The organism is Bartonella grahamii subsp. shimonis, from assembly GCF_036327415.1.
GTDB classification, from domain to species: Bacteria; Pseudomonadota; Alphaproteobacteria; order Rhizobiales; family Rhizobiaceae; genus Bartonella; species Bartonella shimonis.
Window position 1 is genome coordinate 287,219 of sequence record NZ_CP123961.1, and the last position, 20,664, is coordinate 307,882.

The 20,664-nt window shown below is 38.4% G+C and carries 19 protein-coding genes and 2 pseudogenes; 7 read left to right on the forward strand and 14 right to left on the reverse strand.

The features are described from left to right. Positions 1-164 precede the first annotated feature (164 nt). The gene (locus tag QHG57_RS01495) at positions 165-437 is read right to left on the reverse strand and encodes a BolA family protein (protein ID WP_330168336.1); all 273 of its coding nucleotides are present in this window, start codon (positions 435-437) and stop codon (positions 165-167) included. Between the two features lie 126 nt (positions 438-563). On the opposite strand from QHG57_RS01495, the gene QHG57_RS01500 reads away from it, so the two are divergent. The 3 genes and pseudogenes from QHG57_RS01500 (at position 564) to cobT (ending at position 4,272) form a co-directional block, all read left to right on the forward strand. Next, the gene (locus QHG57_RS01500) at positions 564-1,184 is read left to right on the forward strand and encodes a J domain-containing protein (RefSeq protein WP_330168337.1); all 621 of its coding nucleotides are present in this window, start codon (positions 564-566) and stop codon (positions 1,182-1,184) included. Between the two features lie 198 nt (positions 1,185-1,382). Further along, positions 1,383-2,363 (forward strand): cobaltochelatase subunit CobS, encoded by a 981-nt coding sequence (gene cobS, locus QHG57_RS01505; RefSeq protein WP_330168338.1) that lies wholly within the window; start codon positions 1,383-1,385, stop codon positions 2,361-2,363. Positions 2,364-2,377: 14 nt separating this feature from the next. Then, positions 2,378-4,272: pseudogene (gene cobT / locus QHG57_RS01510) on the forward strand (cobaltochelatase subunit CobT). Positions 4,273-4,337: 65 nt separating this feature from the next. On the opposite strand, the gene QHG57_RS01515 reads toward cobT, so the two are convergent. The 6 genes from QHG57_RS01515 to rpmB form a co-directional block, all read right to left on the reverse strand. Then, positions 4,338-4,832 (reverse strand): HaeIII family restriction endonuclease, encoded by a 495-nt coding sequence (locus QHG57_RS01515; protein WP_330169334.1) that lies wholly within the window; start codon positions 4,830-4,832, stop codon positions 4,338-4,340. Continuing rightward, positions 4,829-5,143 carry a HaeIII family restriction endonuclease gene (locus tag QHG57_RS09730; protein WP_419196699.1) on the reverse strand — a complete coding sequence of 105 codons (315 nt, stop codon included), beginning with the start codon at positions 5,141-5,143 and terminating at the stop codon, positions 4,829-4,831. The genes QHG57_RS01515 and QHG57_RS09730 overlap by 4 nt, the downstream gene beginning before the upstream one ends. 145 nt (positions 5,144-5,288) lie before the next feature. Further along, positions 5,289-5,684, reverse strand: coding sequence for a DNA adenine methylase (locus QHG57_RS01520; RefSeq protein ID WP_330169599.1), 396 nt, complete (start codon positions 5,682-5,684; stop codon positions 5,289-5,291). Continuing rightward, the gene (locus tag QHG57_RS09735) at positions 5,669-5,860 is read right to left on the reverse strand and encodes a hypothetical protein (RefSeq protein ID WP_419196700.1); all 192 of its coding nucleotides are present in this window, start codon (positions 5,858-5,860) and stop codon (positions 5,669-5,671) included. The genes QHG57_RS01520 and QHG57_RS09735 overlap by 16 nt, the downstream gene beginning before the upstream one ends. Positions 5,861-6,633: 773 nt before the next feature. Further along, positions 6,634-7,317: a VUT family protein gene (locus QHG57_RS01530; protein ID WP_330168341.1), complete on the reverse strand. Its 684-nt coding sequence runs from the start codon at positions 7,315-7,317 to the stop codon at positions 6,634-6,636. A gap of 118 nt (positions 7,318-7,435) precedes the next feature. After that, positions 7,436-7,753, reverse strand: coding sequence for a 50S ribosomal protein L28 (rpmB, locus tag QHG57_RS01535; RefSeq protein WP_273787609.1), 318 nt, complete (start codon positions 7,751-7,753; stop codon positions 7,436-7,438). 297 nt (positions 7,754-8,050) lie between these two features. On the opposite strand from rpmB, the gene QHG57_RS01540 reads away from it, so the two are divergent. The 3 genes from QHG57_RS01540 (at position 8,051) to QHG57_RS01550 (ending at position 11,659) form a co-directional block, all read left to right on the forward strand. Then, complete coding sequence (locus QHG57_RS01540; RefSeq protein WP_330168342.1) at positions 8,051-8,833, forward strand: SURF1 family protein; 783 nt, start codon at positions 8,051-8,053, stop codon at positions 8,831-8,833. Positions 8,834-9,543: 710 nt separating this feature from the next. Further along, positions 9,544-11,163 carry a bifunctional phosphoribosylaminoimidazolecarboxamide formyltransferase/IMP cyclohydrolase gene (gene purH, locus QHG57_RS01545; protein ID WP_330168343.1) on the forward strand — a complete coding sequence of 540 codons (1,620 nt, stop codon included), beginning with the start codon at positions 9,544-9,546 and terminating at the stop codon, positions 11,161-11,163. A gap of 343 nt (positions 11,164-11,506) precedes the next feature. Beyond that, complete coding sequence (locus QHG57_RS01550; protein ID WP_330168344.1) at positions 11,507-11,659, forward strand: DUF1127 domain-containing protein; 153 nt, start codon at positions 11,507-11,509, stop codon at positions 11,657-11,659. A gap of 874 nt (positions 11,660-12,533) precedes the next feature. Here QHG57_RS01550 and QHG57_RS01555 read toward each other — a convergent pair. The 3 genes from QHG57_RS01555 to htpX form a co-directional block, all read right to left on the reverse strand. Next, positions 12,534-14,279, reverse strand: coding sequence for a heparinase II/III family protein (locus tag QHG57_RS01555; RefSeq protein WP_330168345.1), 1,746 nt, complete (start codon positions 14,277-14,279; stop codon positions 12,534-12,536). A gap of 64 nt (positions 14,280-14,343) precedes the next feature. After that, entirely contained in the window at positions 14,344-15,708 is a 1,365-nt protein-coding gene (locus QHG57_RS01560; protein WP_330168346.1) for an RsmB/NOP family class I SAM-dependent RNA methyltransferase, read from the reverse strand. A 47-nt stretch (positions 15,709-15,755) separates the two neighbouring features. Beyond that, complete coding sequence (gene htpX, locus QHG57_RS01565) at positions 15,756-16,802, reverse strand: zinc metalloprotease HtpX (protein WP_330168347.1); 1,047 nt, start codon at positions 16,800-16,802, stop codon at positions 15,756-15,758. An 83-nt stretch (positions 16,803-16,885) separates the two neighbouring features. Here htpX and QHG57_RS01570 point away from each other — a divergent pair, with 83 nt between their 5' ends. Then, positions 16,886-17,101 (forward strand): DUF1674 domain-containing protein, encoded by a 216-nt coding sequence (locus QHG57_RS01570; protein ID WP_330168348.1) that lies wholly within the window; start codon positions 16,886-16,888, stop codon positions 17,099-17,101. 135 nt (positions 17,102-17,236) lie between these two features. Here the strand turns inward: QHG57_RS01570 and rpsP are convergent, their stop codons facing one another. The 4 genes and pseudogenes from rpsP to QHG57_RS01590 all read right to left on the reverse strand — a co-directional run bounded on the left by rpsP (position 17,237) and on the right by QHG57_RS01590 (position 20,436). Beyond that, positions 17,237-17,611, reverse strand: coding sequence for a 30S ribosomal protein S16 (rpsP, locus tag QHG57_RS01575; RefSeq protein WP_330168349.1), 375 nt, complete (start codon positions 17,609-17,611; stop codon positions 17,237-17,239). 16 nt (positions 17,612-17,627) lie between these two features. Continuing rightward, positions 17,628-17,956, reverse strand: a pseudogene (locus QHG57_RS01580) (chorismate mutase). 24 nt (positions 17,957-17,980) lie between these two features. Beyond that, on the reverse strand, positions 17,981-19,549 hold the full coding sequence (gene ffh, locus QHG57_RS01585) for a signal recognition particle protein (RefSeq protein ID WP_330168775.1): 1,569 nt from the start codon (positions 19,547-19,549) through the stop codon (positions 17,981-17,983). 230 nt (positions 19,550-19,779) lie between these two features. Beyond that, the gene (locus tag QHG57_RS01590) at positions 19,780-20,436 is read right to left on the reverse strand and encodes a carbonic anhydrase (protein ID WP_330168776.1); all 657 of its coding nucleotides are present in this window, start codon (positions 20,434-20,436) and stop codon (positions 19,780-19,782) included. Between the last annotated feature and the right edge of the window lie 228 nt (positions 20,437-20,664).

A 20,664-nucleotide genomic window follows, 5' to 3' on the forward strand; every position in this document is an offset into this window, starting at 1 on the left:
TCTTTTATTAAGCATAAAGATGATGCTGCTCAATGATTTTATACACTTCATGGGAGCTTTATCATTATATCATTCACGAACACCATCACGAAATGGACTTTGGAGCGTTGAGAGATGTTTCTTTAAAAACAAAACCCGCTCTTAAAAAACTTTTTAAGAAAAAATTAAAGGGCTTCAATCTCAAGTGCCAAAGCATGGACACAAGTAGCTAATTCTTCTTTTAAAACTTTATAAATCGCTCGATGTATTTCTACGCGTGTCATATTGGAAAAAGAAGAAGATAAAATTTTCACTCGAAAATGTGTTTCTCCTTTACCATCAAAAGCATGTTCATTATGAGGATGCCCCTCATGAAGATGACTTTCGTTAATCACTTCAAGCTTTTGCGGATGAAAAGCGTCCTGAAGCTTTCTCTTGATTATTGTTTCTATAAACATTTTTCCTTCCCCAAACAAAATGAACGTGCAAAAATATGCTTTTTTCATAATAAAATTAAGTGTGAAAACAAATTTTTCAAAAGTCAATTCTTGTAAAATTAATCAATTTTGCATAAACTTAAGAGTATGACAATAACATCTAAATTATTCGATTCAATTCGCATAAGCTCAAATAAAAAACAAAAGGCTGAGCCAGAAGCGCGACAGTGTCAGTGGGAAGGTTGTGAAAAAACAGGGTCCCATAAAGCACCGGCAGGTCGAAATCACGAAGGACAATATTTATATTTTTGTATTGAACACGTACGCGCCTATAATAAAAATTTTAATTACTTCTCCGGTCTTAGCAATCAAGATATAGCAAAATTTCAAAAGGATGCTCTCACAGGACATCGTCCGACATGGACTACAGATCTGAGCAATGGTACATCGAAAAAAACAGCTGCTAATTATGCAAAGATTCGCTCTGGAACAGCTGCCTATCAAAATCGTATGCGCGATCCCTTCACACTTTTTACTGAGCGGCATTCAAGCAATAATTTCTCACGCAAATTAAAACCCTTAGAAGCAAAAGCTTTTGATACATTGGGTCTACAAGCAAACGCTTCAGTAGAAGATATAAAAATGAAATATAAAGAGTTGGTAAAAAAGCATCATCCTGATTCCAATGGTGGTAATCGTGCTTCAGAAGAGCGCTTTCGTGATGTTTTACATGCTTACAATTTGCTAAAAAAATCTGGTTTGTGCTAAAAACACGCGTTTATTATGAGCCCATTTTCATTTAAACCATCATTATTTGCGCAAGGTATCTTTTTTGCAAAACATTATAGAATACGTAAAAATCTTCCTTCATATCTAAGGCTCTCATTGTAGAGCATTGCATAAATGCTCTAACTCTTGTATCATTTTTTAATGAATAAATAGCGTCCCCTCCCTTCCAAAAACACAATGACAAATCTTACCGTTGAAAATTTGCCCGATATTACACTTTGTGCTCGCGATTTGTTTCATATTGAAACAGATATGGAAATCCCTGCTTTTAGCACAAAAAGTTCCCATGTTCCTGATATAGATCCTGATTATCTTTTTGATCAGCAAACAACTTTAGCGATTCTCGCAGGCTTTACCTTTAACCGTCGTGTAATGGTTTCTGGCTATCACGGTACAGGGAAATCAACGCATATTGAACAAGTTGCTGCGCGTCTCAACTGGCCTTGTCTTCGCATTAATCTCGATAGTCATGTAAGTCGTATCGATCTTGTAGGAAAAGACGCTATCGTTTTAAAAGATGGCTTACAAATCACTGAATTTAAAGAAGGCATTTTGCCATGGGCTTATCAAAATAATATTGCTCTTGTTTTCGACGAATATGACGCAGGGCGTCCGGATGTTATGTTTGTCATCCAACGCGTTCTTGAAACCTCTGGAAAACTAAGCTTACTTGATCAAAGCCGTGTCATCTCTCCACATCCAGCCTTTCGTCTTTTTGCAACAGCAAACACCATTGGTCTTGGTGATACAACCGGTCTCTATCATGGTACCCAACAAATCAATCAAGCTCAAATGGACCGCTGGTCTATTGTTACGATACTCAATTATTTACCCCATGATAAAGAGGTTAATATCATTTGTTCAAAGGTCAAATCTTTTCAAACGGCTGAAGGAAAAAAGACAATTTCACAAATGGTTCATGTTGCTGATATGGTACGTCAATCTTTTATCAATGGAGATCTTTCAACTGTCATGAGTCCACGTACCGTCATTACTTGGGCAGAAAATACAACAATTTTTCAAGATGTCGGCTTTGCCTTCCGATTAACCTTTCTCAATAAATGTGATGAACTCGAACGTGCCACTGTTGCAGAATTTTATCAACGCGCCTTTGGACAAGAGCTTCCCGAATCACTCATTCATGGTGTTTCGCCTTAAGGAATCTGTCACTCATGGCCACCGATATTGGCGACAACAAAAATCCGGTAAAGGACTCTTCTAACAACACTCTTAATGCTGAAGCTTTTAAAAAAGCACTTTCCACCTGTATGCGTGCAATTGCAGGCACAAGCAACCTTGAAATTTCCTTTAGTCATAACCAACCATCTTTAAGCGAAAGTTGTGCGCGTTTACCAGAATTACCTCAACACGCAACGAATAAAGACATCGCCATTACCCGCGGATTAGGTGATTCCATGGCTCTGCGCAAAGCATGGCATGATAACCGCATTCACATGCAATTTGCTCCACTAGAATCAGAAGCACGTGCTGTCTTTGATGCCCTCGAACAAACACGTGTTGAAGCAATTGGCACTTTAGCCATGGAGGGGCTTGCAAAAAATCTTGATATCATGCTCGCTGATAAATACAAAAGAGCTCATTATCATAAAATTAGCAACCAAAGTGAAGCCCCCATCCAAGAAGCGATTGCACTTTTATTGCGTGAAAAAATAACAAAGCGCACAGCTCCAAGAGAAGCGGGTCCTGTCTTAGAATTGTGGCGTCAAGAACTCGAACAAAAAGCAGCAGCAGAGCTCAATGAACTCACACATCATATTTACAACCAACAAGCTTTTGCACAGATTGTTCGCCAAATGCTCGCTACACTCAAAATGACAGTGCAACAAGCTAAAGCTTCTAACAGTGAAAACAATAAAAAATTAAAAAACGAATGTGAACCTCGAGACCAAGCAGAAGAAGAGAGTAAAAACAAAAAACACGCTCAAAGTAAAGAACAAACCAGCACTGAACAAGAAAGTGATGTACAAGACGACGGAAAACGCAAGCGACACAATCAAACAACAATGATCAAACCGACGGCGAGCAAAAAAATGGACCTTGGCAAAAAAAGCCGAGCAGCCCCGAACGCCTTTTTTCCGATTCGGAACAAATGGAAAGACTTGGCAATTATAAAATCTTCACCCGTCAATTTGATGAAATTTTGGAAGCAACAGATTTTTGTTCTGAAAACGAGTTAGATCACTTACGCCGTTATCTTGATAAGCAAATCAATCATCTTCAAAATATTGTTGGACGTTTAGCAAACCGTCTCCAGCGCCGCTTGATGGCGCAACAAAATCGCAACTGGAACTTTGACCTTGAAGAAGGATATCTTGATACAGCACGGCTTCCACGTCTAATTATTGACCCCATGCAACCCCTTTCTTTTAAAATGGAAAGCAACACCCAATTTCGAGACACAGTTGTTTCACTCCTCATTGATAATTCTGGCTCAATGCGCGGACGCCCCATTAGCGTTGCCGCAAGTTGTGCTGATATTTTGGCACAAACTCTTGAACGTTGTGGTGTCAAAGTTGAAATTTTAGGTTTTACCACTAAAACTTGGAAAGGAGGAAAATCGCGCGAACAATGGCTTACCCAAAACAAACTCCATAATCCTGGACGCCTCAATGATTTATGCCATATCATCTATAAAAGTGCTGACACCCCATGGCGTCGCGCACGACGCAATTTAGGTTTGATGATGCAAGAAGGATTATTAAAAGAAAATATCGACGGAGAAGCTTTAATTTGGGCTCATCAACGCCTTTTATCGCGGCGTGAACAACGTCGCATCCTCATGGTCATTTCTGATGGTGCTCCTGTTGATGATTCGACATTATCGGTCAACTCCAGCAATTATCTAGAAAAACATTTACGCGCAGTGATTCAAGAAATCCAAACACATTCCCCCATCGAACTCATTGCCATTGGAATTGGTCATGACGTCACACGTTATTATCAGCGTGCTGTAACAATTATGAATGCTGAAGAACTAGCCGACGCCATAACAAAACAATTAGAAATACTTTTTAGTGATAAAATACCTCATATTCATAAGAAATAAACCTACCTTGAAACAATCAACAGTTACATTTTAAAAAATTATCTTCATCATTAAACCATCCGAATTTAATGACTAACAACCTGAGAAAATAATCCCACAAATTGAATATCAAACTTTAAGGAAGCCTCTACTTTACTGGATGCATTATGAATCCTAAAAGAAATGCTCCAACCATCTTCAAAAATTATAATGAGTTTGTTTTTACTTTCTGGTTTTATTGCAACTGATAAAATTTTACTTGGAATTTTCCATTTACGACCATATCCCAAAGTACCATTCAAATTAAAAGACTGAATAATAACCCGTTTTTGTTTAGATCTTGTATCTATCATAATCTTATAAAAATCATAAGAACCTATAACATACTGAAGCAATAGCTTCACAAATTTATCTTGATAATCTAAACAAAGCCTTTGAAGTTCTTTAGACAAAGCTTCTAGGATTGGAAGATAAACTCTGCTGTCTTTATCCTCTATATCTCTAAAGAACATTTTCTTATCTCTAAGCTCTGCTAAATAATCAAAAATAGGTCTAATTTCATTAAAATAAACGCTGCTCAAGAATAACCTGTCCATTCTTTACCAAAATCTATTTTACCGGAAAGGCGAGGATGTTTGATAGCGCTATGATTATGTTTTGCAGAAATACCAATAGGATTTTCAGGAACTTTTAAAATAATATCACGGACATCTCCTTTGATCCCAACAGAATCTTCCTGAAGAATAATAGTTTTCGTGTTTCTAATATTTTTATCATGTAACTGTAAGAAAACAGCTGCTTCAATAGAAGCAAGATTTAAAAGCCTTTTTTCAGTATCATTAAATAAATTATAAAAAGACTCCGCTATTTGAAAGAACGTGTTAAATCCTATAGAAGCCTTTTTTGCTTTTTAAAAACCCATGACCAAAGCATATCAAAGGCTTTTCCATTTTCTACCTGATTCATGCAATTTCCTAAAGATCCTTACTCAAAATTACGCGTTCATTTGATTTTTTATTGTTTCCCATACCGTAAGTCTATTCAGGATTAAGTATTATATATCCTTTATAAAGTTCTCTAACTTCCACACAATCATTATAAGATAAAATCCATCTGTGATGCTTTCTCAAAAGTTCAGCAAGAGCTTGATGATCAAAAGAACGATGTTTATCGCCTTTGTGACCGTAAAGTTTTTGATTAATAAGATACGGAGGATCACAATAAAGAAAATCGTTAAAGTGTTTAGGAATACTGTCTGTAAAATCTCTATGTTCCACTGTGAAATTTTCAATTTTAAAATCTTTAAGCAGTTCAATAGAACGATAATTGAATCGGGGATGTCCTGGAGACATACCGCCAGAAAGTGTTATTCCGGAAAAAGAAGAGCGATTAAGAGCAAAAAAAACGGCAGCAATCTCTAATTGATTTTTAATATTCCTAAAAGTTTTTGGAGATTATAAAACATTACGGGAGTCATATCTTCATATTCTCTCACTTTTTCTGCAAGAGCTGAAGCATCTTTCAAAAGCATCTGCCAAAAAATAACAAGCGGCTTAAAAGCATCATAAGCATAAACCTCTGTTCCTCTTTTTGCTAAGGTTAATTCAATTGAACCTTCTCCTACAAAAGGAGAACATAAAGTTTTTTATTTCCTTATGTAGTTATTAATAATCATAGGAACAGCACGACTTTTCCCTCCCGGATAACGAAGAGGTGATTTTACAATAGGCAACTCCCTAGTCTCTCTTTGTTTTTTCAAGGAAGTTAATACCAAATTATCAAATAAAGCCTCTGTATGATCGCTTTGATTTATCATTTTGTTCATACTATCAGCTCGAAGTATCGCATTTTCTAACCTACAATTATCTAAAATAAACACTCGAAGCATTTGCCAAATTCTACAGAGACCACACTATAACGAATTGTAAATTCATTAACATATCTGCACAAACATTTTTTACTAAAATAATGATAAATACCGCTATAACCAAATTTTAAAACTATCAAAAGGACTTGATACCATTGGTATTTATTTTACTATTTATATACTATCCAAATGTATATTGAAATGTTTTTTCCTTTATAAGAACCAAGCTTCTTGTAACTCAAATAATCATAAGGAAGAAATCATAATTCTTAACAAGACATTTTGGACCCTTTATAAGAGCTTTATTATCTGTTTTTAATACTGATAAGATGCTTTTATCTCATATTGCATCAGTCAAAACCACTTCCTTACACATATAAGCATAGATGATGTATGGATAAACCCCACTTGAGAAAAGAATCAAAATATCTCTTATGAATCCACTCAAATTCTTCCCTTAGAAGACATAACACACAACCTTCTCTATCTTTAGCAAAACAAAAGGACAAAGATCATTATTTGTTACAAACAAAAGAGGAATCATCCTTTGAATGACTTTGATAAATAGGAAGCTTTACAATGTTAAGAATTGTTCCATAAGGAATCAACATAAACAGGCTCATAACAATTTTTACCGAAAAATCGCCAAAAGCAAGCGATAGCCAAACTGGAATACCTATCCCCCCTAAAACAGTACTCTCTACCAGTGAACTATCAGCATAGCCTGTTATCTTATCAAGAACAGCAAAAGAGCTAGAAAAAGCAAGAGAAAAAAACAGTACTGTATCCAAAGCCGAACCAACCAATGCTGCTGCTAAAGGTGCTTTCCACCATGTTTTACGTCGCAAAGGAGTAAAAACAACAATATCAAGGAGTTGCCCAAATAAAAATGCAAAACTAGAAGCAAGTGCAAGCCGTGGTGTCGCCAATATCCAAGAAACAAAGACACCCGCAAAAAAACCAGCATAAACCACACGCCGCGCAGCAGATGGACCATAAAAACGATTGGTCAAATCATTGATCAGAAAAGCAAATGGATAGGTAAAAGCCCCATAAGTCAACAGCTCATTCAAATCAAACCAGTAGACAGGATATTGAACCAAAATATTAGAAGCCGTGACAGCAAGGCACATTGCTAAAATAGAAAAAACAATATACCTTTTCTTTTTCTGTTCTCGTAAAGGGCTGCTTGAAGGCATTTTTTAACCTGGGGTATGGAACCAATAAAATAAAACGATCAACCTGCAAAAAACTTAATTTCTAGAACAGAAAACCGGAATAAAAACGTCCATAAATCAAAAAGAATGGCGCTAACAATTACGCTGCTTGTTCAGCCTTTTGCTCACCTTCTTGCTCAGCTTTTTTCTTAATGATTTGTCGTTTTAGCAAACGCGCACGTTGAGACAACTCTTTATCGTCTGCTTTGACCAAAAAACCATCAAGGCCACCACGATGCTCAACAGAGCGCAACGCACTTGCTGAAATGCGCAAGCGATAACTTTGCTGTAACACTTCTGAAATCAATGTCACATTGCAAAGATTTGGTAAAAAACGACGCCGAGTCTTATTATTTGCATGGCTAACATTATTACCATACAGAACCGTCTTCCCTGTCAATTCACATGCACGAGACATAAACTTCACCCTTAAACTCTAAGAAACTTTCAAATCCCCATACCCAAAAGACACAATGAACGTAAAACACGCACAACGCAACCTTGAACGGGCATCATCGGGAAGTTTCTTTCTAATAGGGGGTCGACAACAAAAGGTCAAGTCTTTTATAAAACCTTTTTCATCTCTTACGAGCTCATTCTTCATCTTTTTCCTCAATAAGGCGTGCAAATTCCACTAAAAAGCATACAAAATGTTTTTTTTAAATACATACCATGTTAGAATAAAAACCTATTGTCCCGAAAGGAAGTATAAATCATGAGCAAAAAAGAGCCCCCCATGACAAAGCTTCAGGGAAATTCTTGCTGTTTTTCTTCTCTTTTGTTTGGAACTTTATGTATTTGTTTTTTTCTTCTCTTCAGCGCATTAGGTATATGGCAAGTACAACGGTTAAACTGGAAAACAAATCTCATCACAAGTGCCAATCAGCGCATTCATTTGCCCCCCATAAAAGCCCCCCCAAAAAATCAATGGGCAGATGTTACTTTTGAAAAATATGAATATCAACCTGTTGTTATCACAGGAAAATTTTTAACAGATAAAAATATTTTAGTCACTGCTGCTGCTCAAGATACTACAGGCTATTGGGTTTTGACTCCTTTACAAACTGCTGATAATACACTGATCTTTATCAATCGTGGCTTTATTCCCATGGATGAACGTAACAATTTTCAAAACTCAGAGCAATCGCATACAAATGCCTCATCTCAACAAAATTCTACCACGGACACAGAACAAACAACGATTATAGGTTTATTACGCATGAGTGAAAAAAATGGATTTTTCCCGCGTAAAAATAATCCTGACAAAAATTTATGGTATACGCGCGATCTCCCCGCTATGGCCCAAAAACTTGGTCTATCCACTGTTGCCCCTTATTTCATTGATGCTAAAAAAACATCTCCACAAGCAAACCTTCCCGTCGTTGGTCTTACAATTATCCATTTTCGAAATAATCATCTTGTTTATGCAATTACGTGGTTTATTTTAGCTGCTGGTGTGTTAGGAGCTTTTCTTTTTCTGCGACGGCAAAAAAACTAAATAAAGACCTTTTCCATCTCAAGTGACAAAAATTTTTAAAATCTTGAAAACTGATAAAGAGAATAAAAGCACCAACCTACACCTTTGTTAAGTAAAGATCATAGATCTTTTATACCATTCACAAAGGATTTACGCGACATTCTTCAAAAAACCATCATAAAATAAGGGTGATTCATTAAAAATGTAACGCCCAAAAATGTGAATCAATGCATTATCTCCATTCTTATAAAAAATTCACTCTTAAACAACATTGTCATAAACGCTTTTGAAAAACATAAAGTCAAATTTAAAAATGATAGGAAAGATAGGTACTCATTTTTGCCTTTATAATTTTATATTTTTGCTTCATTAGGTTGTTTCCCATTTCAGAGATTACTCCAATTGATATACGCAATATTTTCGCCTTCATCTATTATAAAAGCTAATATAGCAGAGAACATACGAATGCATTTTTTGTTTTAAAACTGCTATGAAGATGAGATGTTAAGTTATAAGCAACAAAAAAAACATTTAATGTCTCAATGAGACCTTTATACCTATCACCACCCCTCAATTGAGAGTGTTTTTACAGGATAATAGAAAAAGGTGAATCATCCTATATTCTAAAAAGACAGTTTATCCTTTCAGTGTATTTTGCTAAAGGCTTATGCTATAAACGTATAAGCTTGTTTTGCTAGAATTTTAACTCTTTCATTTTTAAGGCTTCTGTTATGGGTGTTGTTGCCAAAAATTTTCCCATACCTGATCTTCATCGGGTACGTCGTGTTCTCTTTTCTGTGTCTGATAAAACGGGTGTGGTTGCTTTTGCACAAGCCCTTCATGCTACTTACAATGTTGAATTGCTTTCAACAGGAGGAACAGCCAAAACCCTCATAGCTGCTGGTTTACCCGTAAAAGATGTTGCTGAAATTACCGGATTTCCTGAGATAATGGATGGGCGTGTAAAAACACTCCATCCTTTGATTCATGGTGCTTTGTTAGGGGTAAGAGAAGATCCTAGCCATAGGGAAGCTATGGAAAAGAACAATATTCATGGAATTGATCTTTTAGTAGTGAATCTTTATCCTTTTGAAGAGACTCTCCAATCGAGAGCTGATAATCAAACGATTCTTGAAAATATTGATATCGGTGGACCAGCAATGATTCGCGCCGCAGCAAAAAATTATGCTTATACCGGTGTTGTCACAGCGATAAACGACTATGATTTGATTCTAGCTGAATTAAAGCAGCATAATGGATGTTTAAGCTTATCCATGCGTCATCAGTTAGCAATGCGTGCTTATGCACACACCGCAGCTTATGACACGGCAATAGCGTCGTGGTTTGCACAGGATTTAAAAATTGAAACACCATCATGGCAGAGTTTTTCTGGTCATCTTGAAAGTGTTATGCGCTATGGAGAAAATCCACATCAACAGGCGGCATTTTATCGCAATAATGAAAAACGTTTTGGTATTGCAACAGCAAAACTTTTACAAGGCAAAGCGCTTTCTTATAACAATCTGAATGATACAGATGCAGCCTTTGAGCTTGTGGCAGAATTTGATCCGCAAAAAACCGCTGCTGTCGCTCTTATTAAACATGCCAATCCTTGTGGTGTTGCAGAAGGAAAAAATTTGAAAGAAGCTTATTTGAAAGCTCTTATGTGTGATAATGTATCGGCATTTGGTGGAATTGTTGCTCTAAATCAAACCCTTGATGAGGAATGTGCTGAAGAGATTATTAAAATTTTCACAGAAGTGATTATTGCTCCTGATGCCACAATGGCGGCACGTGAAATTATTGCCAAGAAAAAAAATCTTCGTTTGCTCATTACGGGTGGAGTTCCTAATCCACGCTGTGGAGGACTTCTTGCGAAAACACTTGCAGGAGGCATTTTAGTGCAATCACGTGATAATGTGGTGGTTGATGATCTTAAATTACAAGTAGTGACAAAGCGAGCACCAACTCAAGATGAAATGCGTGATCTTCAATTTGCTTTTCGTGTAGCAAAACACGTTAAATCAAATGCTATTGTGTACGCGAAAAATAGCGCAACAGTTGGAATTGGAGCCGGACAAATGAGTCGCATCGATTCAGCAAAAATTGCTGCAAGTAAGGCAGCAGAAAGTGCACAAAGAGCGGGTTTAACAGAAACTCTCACAAAAGGATCAGTTGTTGCATCAGATGCATTTTTTCCTTTTGCAGATGGTTTATTAGCAGTAGCTGAAGCAGGGGCAACAGCAGTCATTCAACCAGGAGGCTCCATGCGTGATGAAGAAGTTATCACTGCTGCTGATGCGCAGGGTTTAGCAATGGTTTTTACAGGAACACGACACTTCCGACATTAATAATTTTGCTGATTGTCTTTTCATATGAGACAAATGTTTCAAGGAATTTTATAATTATCATACGGCTATTGATAACTGTTGAAATGGAAGCAGTTATTCAATCCAAAGAATCTACATGTGATGAAGAAGTTTATCACTGCAGAAAATGCACATAATTTAGCCCTTGTTTAAGGATAAAATACCATTGTTATAAGTTTAATGGTTACCTTTTTACATGAAAGAAATGTTAAAAGGGGGTTTTTTTGTATGTATATGCATACCTGTTATGAGATTATAACACAACTCTTTTTAGTAATATGCTCTATTCTTAAATTAGAGAGTGTAATAAAATTTGAGTACAGATATGAATATTCTACGTTCTTATAGTAATTGGCGCCGTTATCGTCGAACCGTTAATGCATTGAGTCGTCTTTCAGTATATGAACTCAATGATCTTGGCATTTGTCGAGGGAATATTGATTCAGTTGCGCGGCGCTATTCGCGTAAATCTTCCTAAAAGTTGTTTGAAGAATATTTGAGAGAATACTTTGGTATGGGAAAATGAGCTGTTTTGTGGCTGATTATTATAACTTCATTTTAGTATAATAATAAAAAGCAAAAGGTATATTTAATTTTTTCCGTGGCTACTGCTATGTATTCCTTCTTGAATTCTCAATGTTTTTATGATGGGTAACTTTCAGTCGATAAAGGGTATTGGTTGTTTTCCGCTTAAATCAATAATCATTTGCTTCACATCAAAACGAAGTTTTCGTGTGAAACGAGCTATTAAGAAAGAGCTAAAAAAATGCCTCTTATGAACCATTTCGAATAGCAAGAGCTGTTGCAAATATTGGGCGCTGATAAATAGCGTGATGGTGCCAGCTTGCTCCTTCATAAGCGTAAAGATTTGGGGGTGCTTAATAGATTTACCATTATTCCCATCACGGGCATCGTCGCGAAATAGACTTGGAAGCGTTAAGAAATTTTTCTTTAAAATAAGCCTATGAATATGCAATACAAGAGTGCTCTGTTTTTCATGAGAAGCGTACCCCTATTAATGCAACTCCCTCAGAAATAAATATTGATCCCAACAGCATACTTAAGAACTTTCGAATATAAGCAATAGCTTAATTTTCTCTTCGCATCTTTAAAAGATGAAGATCCTTAACCAGCACTCATCTGTCAACAATGGCCTGTCAAAAAACTTTTTTTCTGGAGCCAATTCCTCTTAGCATCACCTCATGAGATTCTATGAGCCAACCTGCCTAAAACATCCAACCTATACTCTAACAAAATGCTTCATGTATAAAATTTATATGACCTTCAAATTTTGAGAATATTACCACAATAAACGATGATGTTTTGCGACACGCAAGATAAAACGCAATATATCATGGGTTGGAACAATGTTCTAATTTTTTATCAAACGCTTTGCGGATAAAACGCCAACGAACTTTTTCCTGAAATGCAGGGCGAAAATATAAAACAATCTGTTGTGTCCGTTGTGGACCTGTTAATTCTGCAAAATCAATTGAATCTTCAAGACAAATATCTGCATCAGGCGATATAAAATACCATACTTGTTCGCTCTTCACATTCTCGTTCTTTACAGCTAAACACACACGTTTGCCATCATAGTTAACTTCAACTTGTGGATGAAGATGAAACCGAACAGCAACATGATCTTGTTCATTTTGCACACTCTTGTGTCTCTTTCCCCCTTTCTTTGGCATAAAAAAGCGATCAAAACCTTCGATCATATCTCCATTTGTCGCCAAAATAAGACCACGCTCATGAATAAAATTAAAGGGGCGTACATAACCATTATGACTCGCAATAAAACCCGTCTTCTCTGCATCCTCTATACGGCGCACTTGAACATCTGTTGGTCCATCAAACAAAAATGGTGCGCCATTTTTCTTTTTCTGATAAAAAGCACCCACTGAACAATCATTAAGCGTAGCTGTTGAATGTGCTGCAGTAACACGCCCTAAATGTCGACAGTCTTCGCGCCCATCAGGATTAACACCAGTATTGATAATAAAACGGTGCCCTTGTGAAGACATTTCAAAAGACAAACACCCCGAACAAGCCTGCTGTGCTACAGAGCGGGGTGGAAACTTTCCTGTATCTGCAAGCACTGTTGTTTGATTGGCTTTTAAGCGCTGAAATCCTGAATAACGAGCACAACTAAAAGGGTGCCCTCCTGTTTCATCAAGCTCCAAAAGTGTCGATAACCGTTCCGACACAAGAGGACCAACCCCATTAAAATGCGCCAATGTTTGATCCTCATGAATAAAGAATCGTAAAGCTGGCAGCATACGCTCAACAGAATCAATCAAAATACGTGGTGCCGTTTCATTGCTACACATAAAAAGATGCCGTAACGACAATAAATCCGATAACAAATTCAGCAAAATAACAGGACTACGGGAAATATGCCCACCATCAACAAGGATTTGACGTGAAAGCTCCTCTATAAGTGTGGTTTGTACCTTTTTTTTCACTGCCGCAGAAACAGGCAAAGCAAGAGATGCGAACGTCAAAGCCACTGCTGCTTGTAAACGTTGATCATTGTGCTCCATACTACAAATTGTTACGCGCAAATAACGAAATTGCAAACCAAGCGCACGTAAAAAGCGTTTTTCAAACCGCTCACTTGCTCCTTCTAACAACATTTTCGAATGACAAATCCACGAAATCAAGCGCCGTGCCACAACAGGACCACTCCAAGCAAGGCCTTTTACCTTCTTGCCAACATGGTCAAACCAATCTTCTAAAAGAGAGCGTGCGTGTGCAGAAGCTAAATCACTTCCTGCTGCCTCCATATGGCGTAACCAATGAAAATCATGTAGAGCCGCTTCCCATTCTAGCGTTGGTGGAACCAATGAAAACGGCGAAACAGCACCAGAATGAACAATGTGACCAGCAAAAGCAAAACGACCATGATAAAACTCATGCGCCATCATAGGGTCAGCTACATGCAAATCCATGGGATGCGCTAAAATTTTATGAGGACGAAACCCTGAAAACCGCCAACGAAACAATGGTCCAACCCATAAACGCCGCATAACATTCTGTATCGTATCAATACATGTTGCCACTTTTACCTGAGGAGCTTTTACCGCAACCGCCAAAATTTCATCTCCATTTATGCTGAATCAAATACAATTTCGACCATTTTTGTAAATGAAGCGTTAATTAAGCAATTTTTCGTAAGCGTGCAGCGAAAAAACCATCCATTCCTAAAAATGCGGTGTTCTCAGCATCAAAATTTTTATGACAAAAATCCGCAGGCGTTGTACGTAACATCCCTCCACAAAGCAAATGTGCCAGTGCTCCCATTTCTTCTGGATAAATAGGTTCTAAAACAATGTCATTGCATGTCGATAAAATTTTCTCAATAAGATCTTCACCTTCTTCTCTTGCCAATGAACAATTAGAAAAAACAATCCGCCCCCCCACCTTTACCAAAGCAATGGCTGCGACAAGCAAATCATGTTGTAACGCCGCTAACTTGACGATATCATCCCTCGATTTAGTCCATAAAACATCTGGATGACGACGGATCGTTCCTGTAGAAGAACAAGGAGCGTCAAGAAGAACCGCATCAAAAAGCTGTGTGGGATGGAAATTTCTCACATCGCCCTGCCAAATGTTAACTGAAAAATGAAGCCGTTCCATATTTTCTTTTAAACGCTTCACGCGGTTAGCAGAAAGCTCAATTGCTGTCACCTGCGCCCCTTGCAAAGCCAATTGTGCTGTTTTTCCCCCAGGGCTCGCACAAAGGTCAACAACTCGTTTACCCCGAAGTTCTCCTAGTAAACAAGCAGGCAACGCTGCAGCGAAATCTTGAACCCACCAAGTTCCTTCACTATAGCCTTCTAAATCAGAAACAGAACACTCCAGACGATTCAATCGAACAGAACCATTGGGCAACACCACACCGCCAAGCCTTTTAGCCCATCCAACACTGTCAGATTTCACTGTCAAATCGAAAGGGGGTTCCACACTTTGAATTGCTATAATCTGAAGTGCCTTTTCTGTTCCATAGGCTGACATTAAAAGCTGTCCGAACCACGCTGGCACACCTTCAATGGTAGGAACTTGTTGGCGTAAAGACATCGCTTCACGTGCAATATTGCGCAAAAGAGCATTCACCACCCCTGAAAAACGACGCATTCGAGGGTCAAGTTTCGCCACACGCACTGCTAAATCAATAGCAGCATGATCAGGAATATCAAGATAAAGAATTTGTGCAACACTGATATGCAAAAGATGCTGGAGTGAAAATGCTTGTGAAGGTAAAGGACGCGCCAAAAGGCGTGAGAGAGCTGCCGTAATCTGCCCTCGATGACGCAATGAAGCTGTTAAAATAGCCCGGCACAACAAACGATCTCGTTGTGAAAGTCTTAAATACTGTGGATGTCCGTGTTCATTATCCGTCAAACCAGACAAAGGCGTGTGCTTATCAACGACCGCCCCTAAAAGACGCACACATACCTGTCGAACAGCTAATCCTGGAACATTTTTTTCAGACACATGCCCCGCTTTTTTGTGTTTCAAAACACCACCTTTATATCACTGTTTCCTTAAAAACTCCCTCAATAACTTTATAAACGAGATCTTTTTGAATTTTCATAACGAAGCCAAGAAGGACGTTTTGTAACACGTTGAAAAGGACTGTTTTCTTGCTCACCTAATGCATGAGCCTGGCCACTATGAAAATCTCCATAGTTCATCCCCCTGCTTTTTTCATGTATACTGTCTTCTTTATTCCATCCCACACTTTTAACAAGAGCCCCTTTCATCTCTTCTGCTTGCTGATAAAGAGCAGCAATACGATTTGCAGTTGCTGGATGTGTAGAAAAAAGACTATCTGCTCCCTCACCGCTCAAAGGATTAATAATAAACAGATGCGCGGTTGCCGGATTATGCTCTGCTTCTTCATTATACACCCCATGTCCCCCATCAGCAATCTTACGCAATGCCGAAGCCAACCATAAAGGATTACCACATATTTCAGCCCCTCTCCGATCCGCAGCATATTCCCGCGTACGACTAATCGCCATTTGCACCAGCATCGCCGCAAAAGGTGCCACGAGCAATGCAATAAATCCTCCAATTGCTCCAGCGCCATGAGAATCTTCTGAAGAGCTGCGCTGTCCTCCCATAAAGAAAGCAAAATTACCAAGCATTGAAATTGCTCCTGCAATCGTTGCGGTTAGAGTCATGGTTAAGGTATCACGATGCTCAATGTGTGCGAGCTCGTGTGCCATAACGCCGGCAATTTCCTCTGAACTCAACCGCTCTAACAAGCCGCGACTTGCAGCAACAGCGGCATTTTGCGGATTACGTCCCGTCGCAAAAGCATTCGGCTGTGCGCTCTCAATCACATAAACTTTTGGTTGAGGAAGAGAAGCTCTTTGTGCTAAATCGCTTACAATCTTATAGTAAACCGGTGCTGAATGCTGATCAACTTCACGCGCCCCGTACATGCGTAAAACGATTTTATCTGAATTCCAATAAGAAAAAAAGTTTAAACCACTTGCCATCAAAAGAGCAATAACCATGCCATTGCCCCCTCCAACAAGATAACCAACCCCCATAAAGAGAGCCGTTAAAAAAGCCAAAAGCATGGCTGTACGCATTATATTCATTACTCAAAAAACTCCATGATAAAAGTCAATCAATACTATATGATGGTGTTTTCTTTCTGCTTCTTCAATGGAATAGGTGTAAAATGAATAAAAAAGAAGAGAAAACAAGCAAAAAAAATACAACCGTCGTTAAACAGCAATCTCTTTCTCCCGCAGCACAACGCGCCCTTAAAGAAGCTGAAGAAAGGCGAAAAAGCGCAGAAAAAAAAGAACAACCTTTAGAAAACGGCGGACGCGGCGGCAAAGACCCTTCCCGCTATGGAGATTGGGAAATTAAAGGCCGCGCCATTGATTTTTAAAACCATTGATTTAAAAAAAACCAGCGCTGTTTAAACAAGCAGCTTTTAAAGAAAATTCGTTTTTGATAGACAGAAACGGATAATATTTATTTTTCTAAAGCTTTTAAAAACACATTGATTAAACAATCATGCTTCTTATGCTGAAGCAGAATCTGCTTCAGCTGCTGCCGCTGCTTCTTCTGCCGCTTGCTTTGCTGCTGCTATACGTTCTTGTGCTTTTTTACCCGGTTCACCTTTATGTGGATTATTACGGGTTGGACGCTTTTTCAAGCCAGCTGCATCTAAAAACCGTAAAACGCGATCTGTTGGTTGAGCCCCTTGCCCAAGCCAATATTGGATACGTTCTTCATTAAGTTTTACCCTCGGTCCATCTTTAGGCAACATTGGATCCCATGCACCAACACGTTCAAGAAACCGCCCATCGCGCGGACTACGAACATCTGCAACGACGATATGATAGTAAGGACGTTTTTTTGAACCTCCACGGGACAAACGAATTTTCAATGCCATATTTTATCTCCTATTGTCAGCTCTGACTTTCGTTTAAATTGACTTTTTTGTTTTTTGTTCTTCAGCAATAACTTCATGATGACGCACAACTTCTTTAATAATAAATTTTAAAAATCTTTCAGCAAAATCAGGATCAAGATGACTATCCATAGCCAATTGCCGCAAACGCGCTACCTGATATTGCTCACGCAGAGGATCTACTTTAGGCAAATCATAACGCGCTTTTAAGCGCCCAACAGCTTTCGTACAACGAAAACGCTCTGCTAAGATATGAATCAAAGTTGCATCAAAATTATCAATAGATGCTCGTAAATGTGCCAATTCGTTTAATACTGTTTCCTGCATCATATTCCTTTCCCTCTTTACATCTTATTTTTTCTTAGGATGCTGAGGAAATTTTTCCCTATCGGCAATGCCATTGGAAAGACCAGGAAATGTAGGTCCACGCTTGGGGAGTCCGGGCAAGAGCTTCCCTCCATTACCATTTTCAATTTGCTTTTGAAGCGTTGAGAATTGCTTTGGATCCAATCCCGACAAATCAGGCATAGCTGGAGAATTTCCACCCAAATTTCCCATACCACCAAAACCCATTTTGGAACCAAGTCCTCCCAACATTTTTCCCATCAAACCACTTTTTCCTTTACCACCCATGGCTTTCATCATATCAGCCATTTGGCGATACATCTTCAAAAGTTTATTAATATCAGCTGCCGTTGTACCAGATCCCTTAGCAATTCGTTGTTTGCGGCTATGTTTTAAAAGCTCTGGATTTGCCCGCTCTTGCGGTGTCATAGATGAAATAATGGCCAATTGACAATCAAACAAACGATCATCAAGCCCCGCAGCCGCAATCTGCTCTTTGACCTTCCCCATTCCTGGCAACATGCCCATAATACCACCCATTCCACCCAGTTTTTTCATTTTCTGCAACTGTTCTGCGAGATCATTCAGATCAAATTTTCCGGCTTGCATTTTTTTTGCAAAAGCAGCAGCTTTCTCATGATCCATTGTTTCAGCAGCTTTTTCAACCAAAGAAACAATATCTCCCATTCCGAGAATACGATCAGCAATACGACTAGGATGAAATTCTTCTAAAGCATCTATTTTTTCACCAGTTCCAATTGCTTTAATTGGTTTCCCTGTAACAGCACGCATAGAAAGAGCAGCGCCACCACGCCCATCGCTATCCATCCGTGTTAAAATAATCCCTGTAATCCCTACACGTTCATCAAAAGAACGAGCAAGATGAACAGCATCTTGCCCCGTCAAACTATCAGCCACCAACATAATCTCATGAGGAAGAGAACAAGCTTTAATTTCAGTCAATTCAAGCATCAAAGCTTCATCAATATGATTACGTCCTGCTGTGTCAAGAAGAAGTACGTCATAACCACCCAATTTAGCAGCCTGCACGGCACGTGATGCAATATCAACGGGCAGCTGTCCCGCAATAATAGGCAAGTTTGCAAGTTTTGCCTGTTCTCCCAATTGGCGCAATTGCTCCTGTGCAGCGGGACGACGTGTATCTAATGACGCCATGAGAACTTTTTTATTATGCTTATCAGTGAAACGTTTCGCAAGCTTTGCTGTTGTGGTTGTTTTTCCGGAACCTTGCAAACCAATCATCATGATCACAACTGGAGCTGGTGCATTTAAATCACTCAGAACGCTTTCATTTCCAAGGATATGAACCAATTCATCATGAACAATTTTAACCACCATTTGGCCTGGTTTAATTGATTTAACGATTTCGGCTCCAACAGCTTTTTCCCGAACTCTATCGGTAAAAGAGCGTACAACATCAAGAGCAACATCAGCTTCCAATAAAGCGCGACGAATTTCACGCAGCGCCTCTGCAACATCCTGATCCGACAAAGCACCACGTCCCGTCAAATGAGACAGGATAGAACCAAGTCGCTCTTGCAAGGATTCAAACATCATTTACCTCATTGTTGCATCACAAACAAACCAAAATAGCATCCGAGAACGCATCGCGCCGTCGAATGTTGACCTCTGAGATCTCTTTATACCCTTAAACTGGGGTCTCAGTCGGTGGCTCCAAGTTAATTTTGTCACTGAAAGCTTGCTCCTTCAAACAATAAAACCCCATCTTTGTCAAGTTTTATCATAAAATGTCTTTTTATACGAAGAAATAAAAACAGCAAATACTATACTTCAAAACTATCAACTTCAACACGCATAAAACAACCTGTTTCCTGTTCCATACTCCATAATTTTCCGCTAGAGATATCAAACCAAACCCCATGCAATGTCAAAAAACCTTGATCTTTGCGAAGCTTTATCCACGGAAACGTCTCTAAATTTTTCAACGAATGACGAATAGAAAGCTGCTCTAATGCCGTCTGTTTTTCTGGACAAGAAAGCGACTTATTATTCAAAACAATTTCTGCTGCTGGTGCTAAAAGACTTATCCACTGACCAATAAAATCATTTGACGATAAAGATTTACATGTCTCCTTAAGAGCAGTACGAACGCCTCCACAATGGGCATGACCAAAAACAACAATGTGTTTCACCTCAAGCAATTGCACAGCATATTCAAGAGCTGCTGATGTTGCATGATATTGGTCATCAGGAGAAAAAGGAGGAACCACATTCGCCACATTGCGCAAGGTGAAAATTTCCCCTGGCTTAGCATCAAAAATCATTTCTGGTACTGCACGCGAATCACAACAAGCAATAACCAAAACTTCAGGTTTTTGCCCTTCAATCGCCAATTGCTGATAATGTGCTATTTTATATGAAAAATGATTGTTTATAAAATTTTGGTAACCACTTAAAAGTCTTTCTGGTAAGCGCGCCATTCTCTCTTTACTTCTTACTTCTGCTTCTTTTTTTACTTTCATTTTGTATATTTTAAAAAACAAACTATTAATATACAAAAATACTAAAAATGCCCTTTCCTTGACGCAAAATATTTCTTTAAAGTACAAACTATTGCTAAAAATAGCAAAAACAAAATCATTCTTTCCAAATAAAGAACTATTTTCTTTAGGAAGAAAGTGTTACAGTATAAAAAATATAATAGCCTG

Coding starts and splice junctions, on each gene's coding strand:
- cobS (WP_330168338.1), top strand. CDS start 1,383: ATGACAAATCTTACCGTTGAAAATTTGCCCGATATTACACTTTGTGCT.
- QHG57_RS01530 (WP_330168341.1), bottom strand. CDS start 7,317: ATGCCTTCAAGCAGCCCTTTACGAGAACAGAAAAAGAAAAGGTATATT.
- QHG57_RS01550 (WP_330168344.1), top strand. CDS start 11,507: ATGAATATTCTACGTTCTTATAGTAATTGGCGCCGTTATCGTCGAACC.
- ffh (WP_330168775.1), bottom strand. CDS start 19,549: ATGTTTGAATCCTTGCAAGAGCGACTTGGTTCTATCCTGTCTCATTTG.
- QHG57_RS01590 (WP_330168776.1), bottom strand. CDS start 20,436: ATGGCGCGCTTACCAGAAAGACTTTTAAGTGGTTACCAAAATTTTATA.
- htpX (WP_330168347.1), bottom strand. CDS start 16,802: ATGAATATAATGCGTACAGCCATGCTTTTGGCTTTTTTAACGGCTCTC.
- rpmB (WP_273787609.1), bottom strand. CDS start 7,753: ATGTCTCGTGCATGTGAATTGACAGGGAAGACGGTTCTGTATGGTAAT.
- rpsP (WP_330168349.1), bottom strand. CDS start 17,611: ATGGCATTGAAAATTCGTTTGTCCCGTGGAGGTTCAAAAAAACGTCCT.
- QHG57_RS01570 (WP_330168348.1), top strand. CDS start 16,886: ATGAATAAAAAAGAAGAGAAAACAAGCAAAAAAAATACAACCGTCGTT.
- purH (WP_330168343.1), top strand. CDS start 9,544: ATGGGTGTTGTTGCCAAAAATTTTCCCATACCTGATCTTCATCGGGTA.
- QHG57_RS01540 (WP_330168342.1), top strand. CDS start 8,051: ATGAGCAAAAAAGAGCCCCCCATGACAAAGCTTCAGGGAAATTCTTGC.
- QHG57_RS01500 (WP_330168337.1), top strand. CDS start 564: ATGACAATAACATCTAAATTATTCGATTCAATTCGCATAAGCTCAAAT.
- QHG57_RS01495 (WP_330168336.1), bottom strand. CDS start 437: ATGTTTATAGAAACAATAATCAAGAGAAAGCTTCAGGACGCTTTTCAT.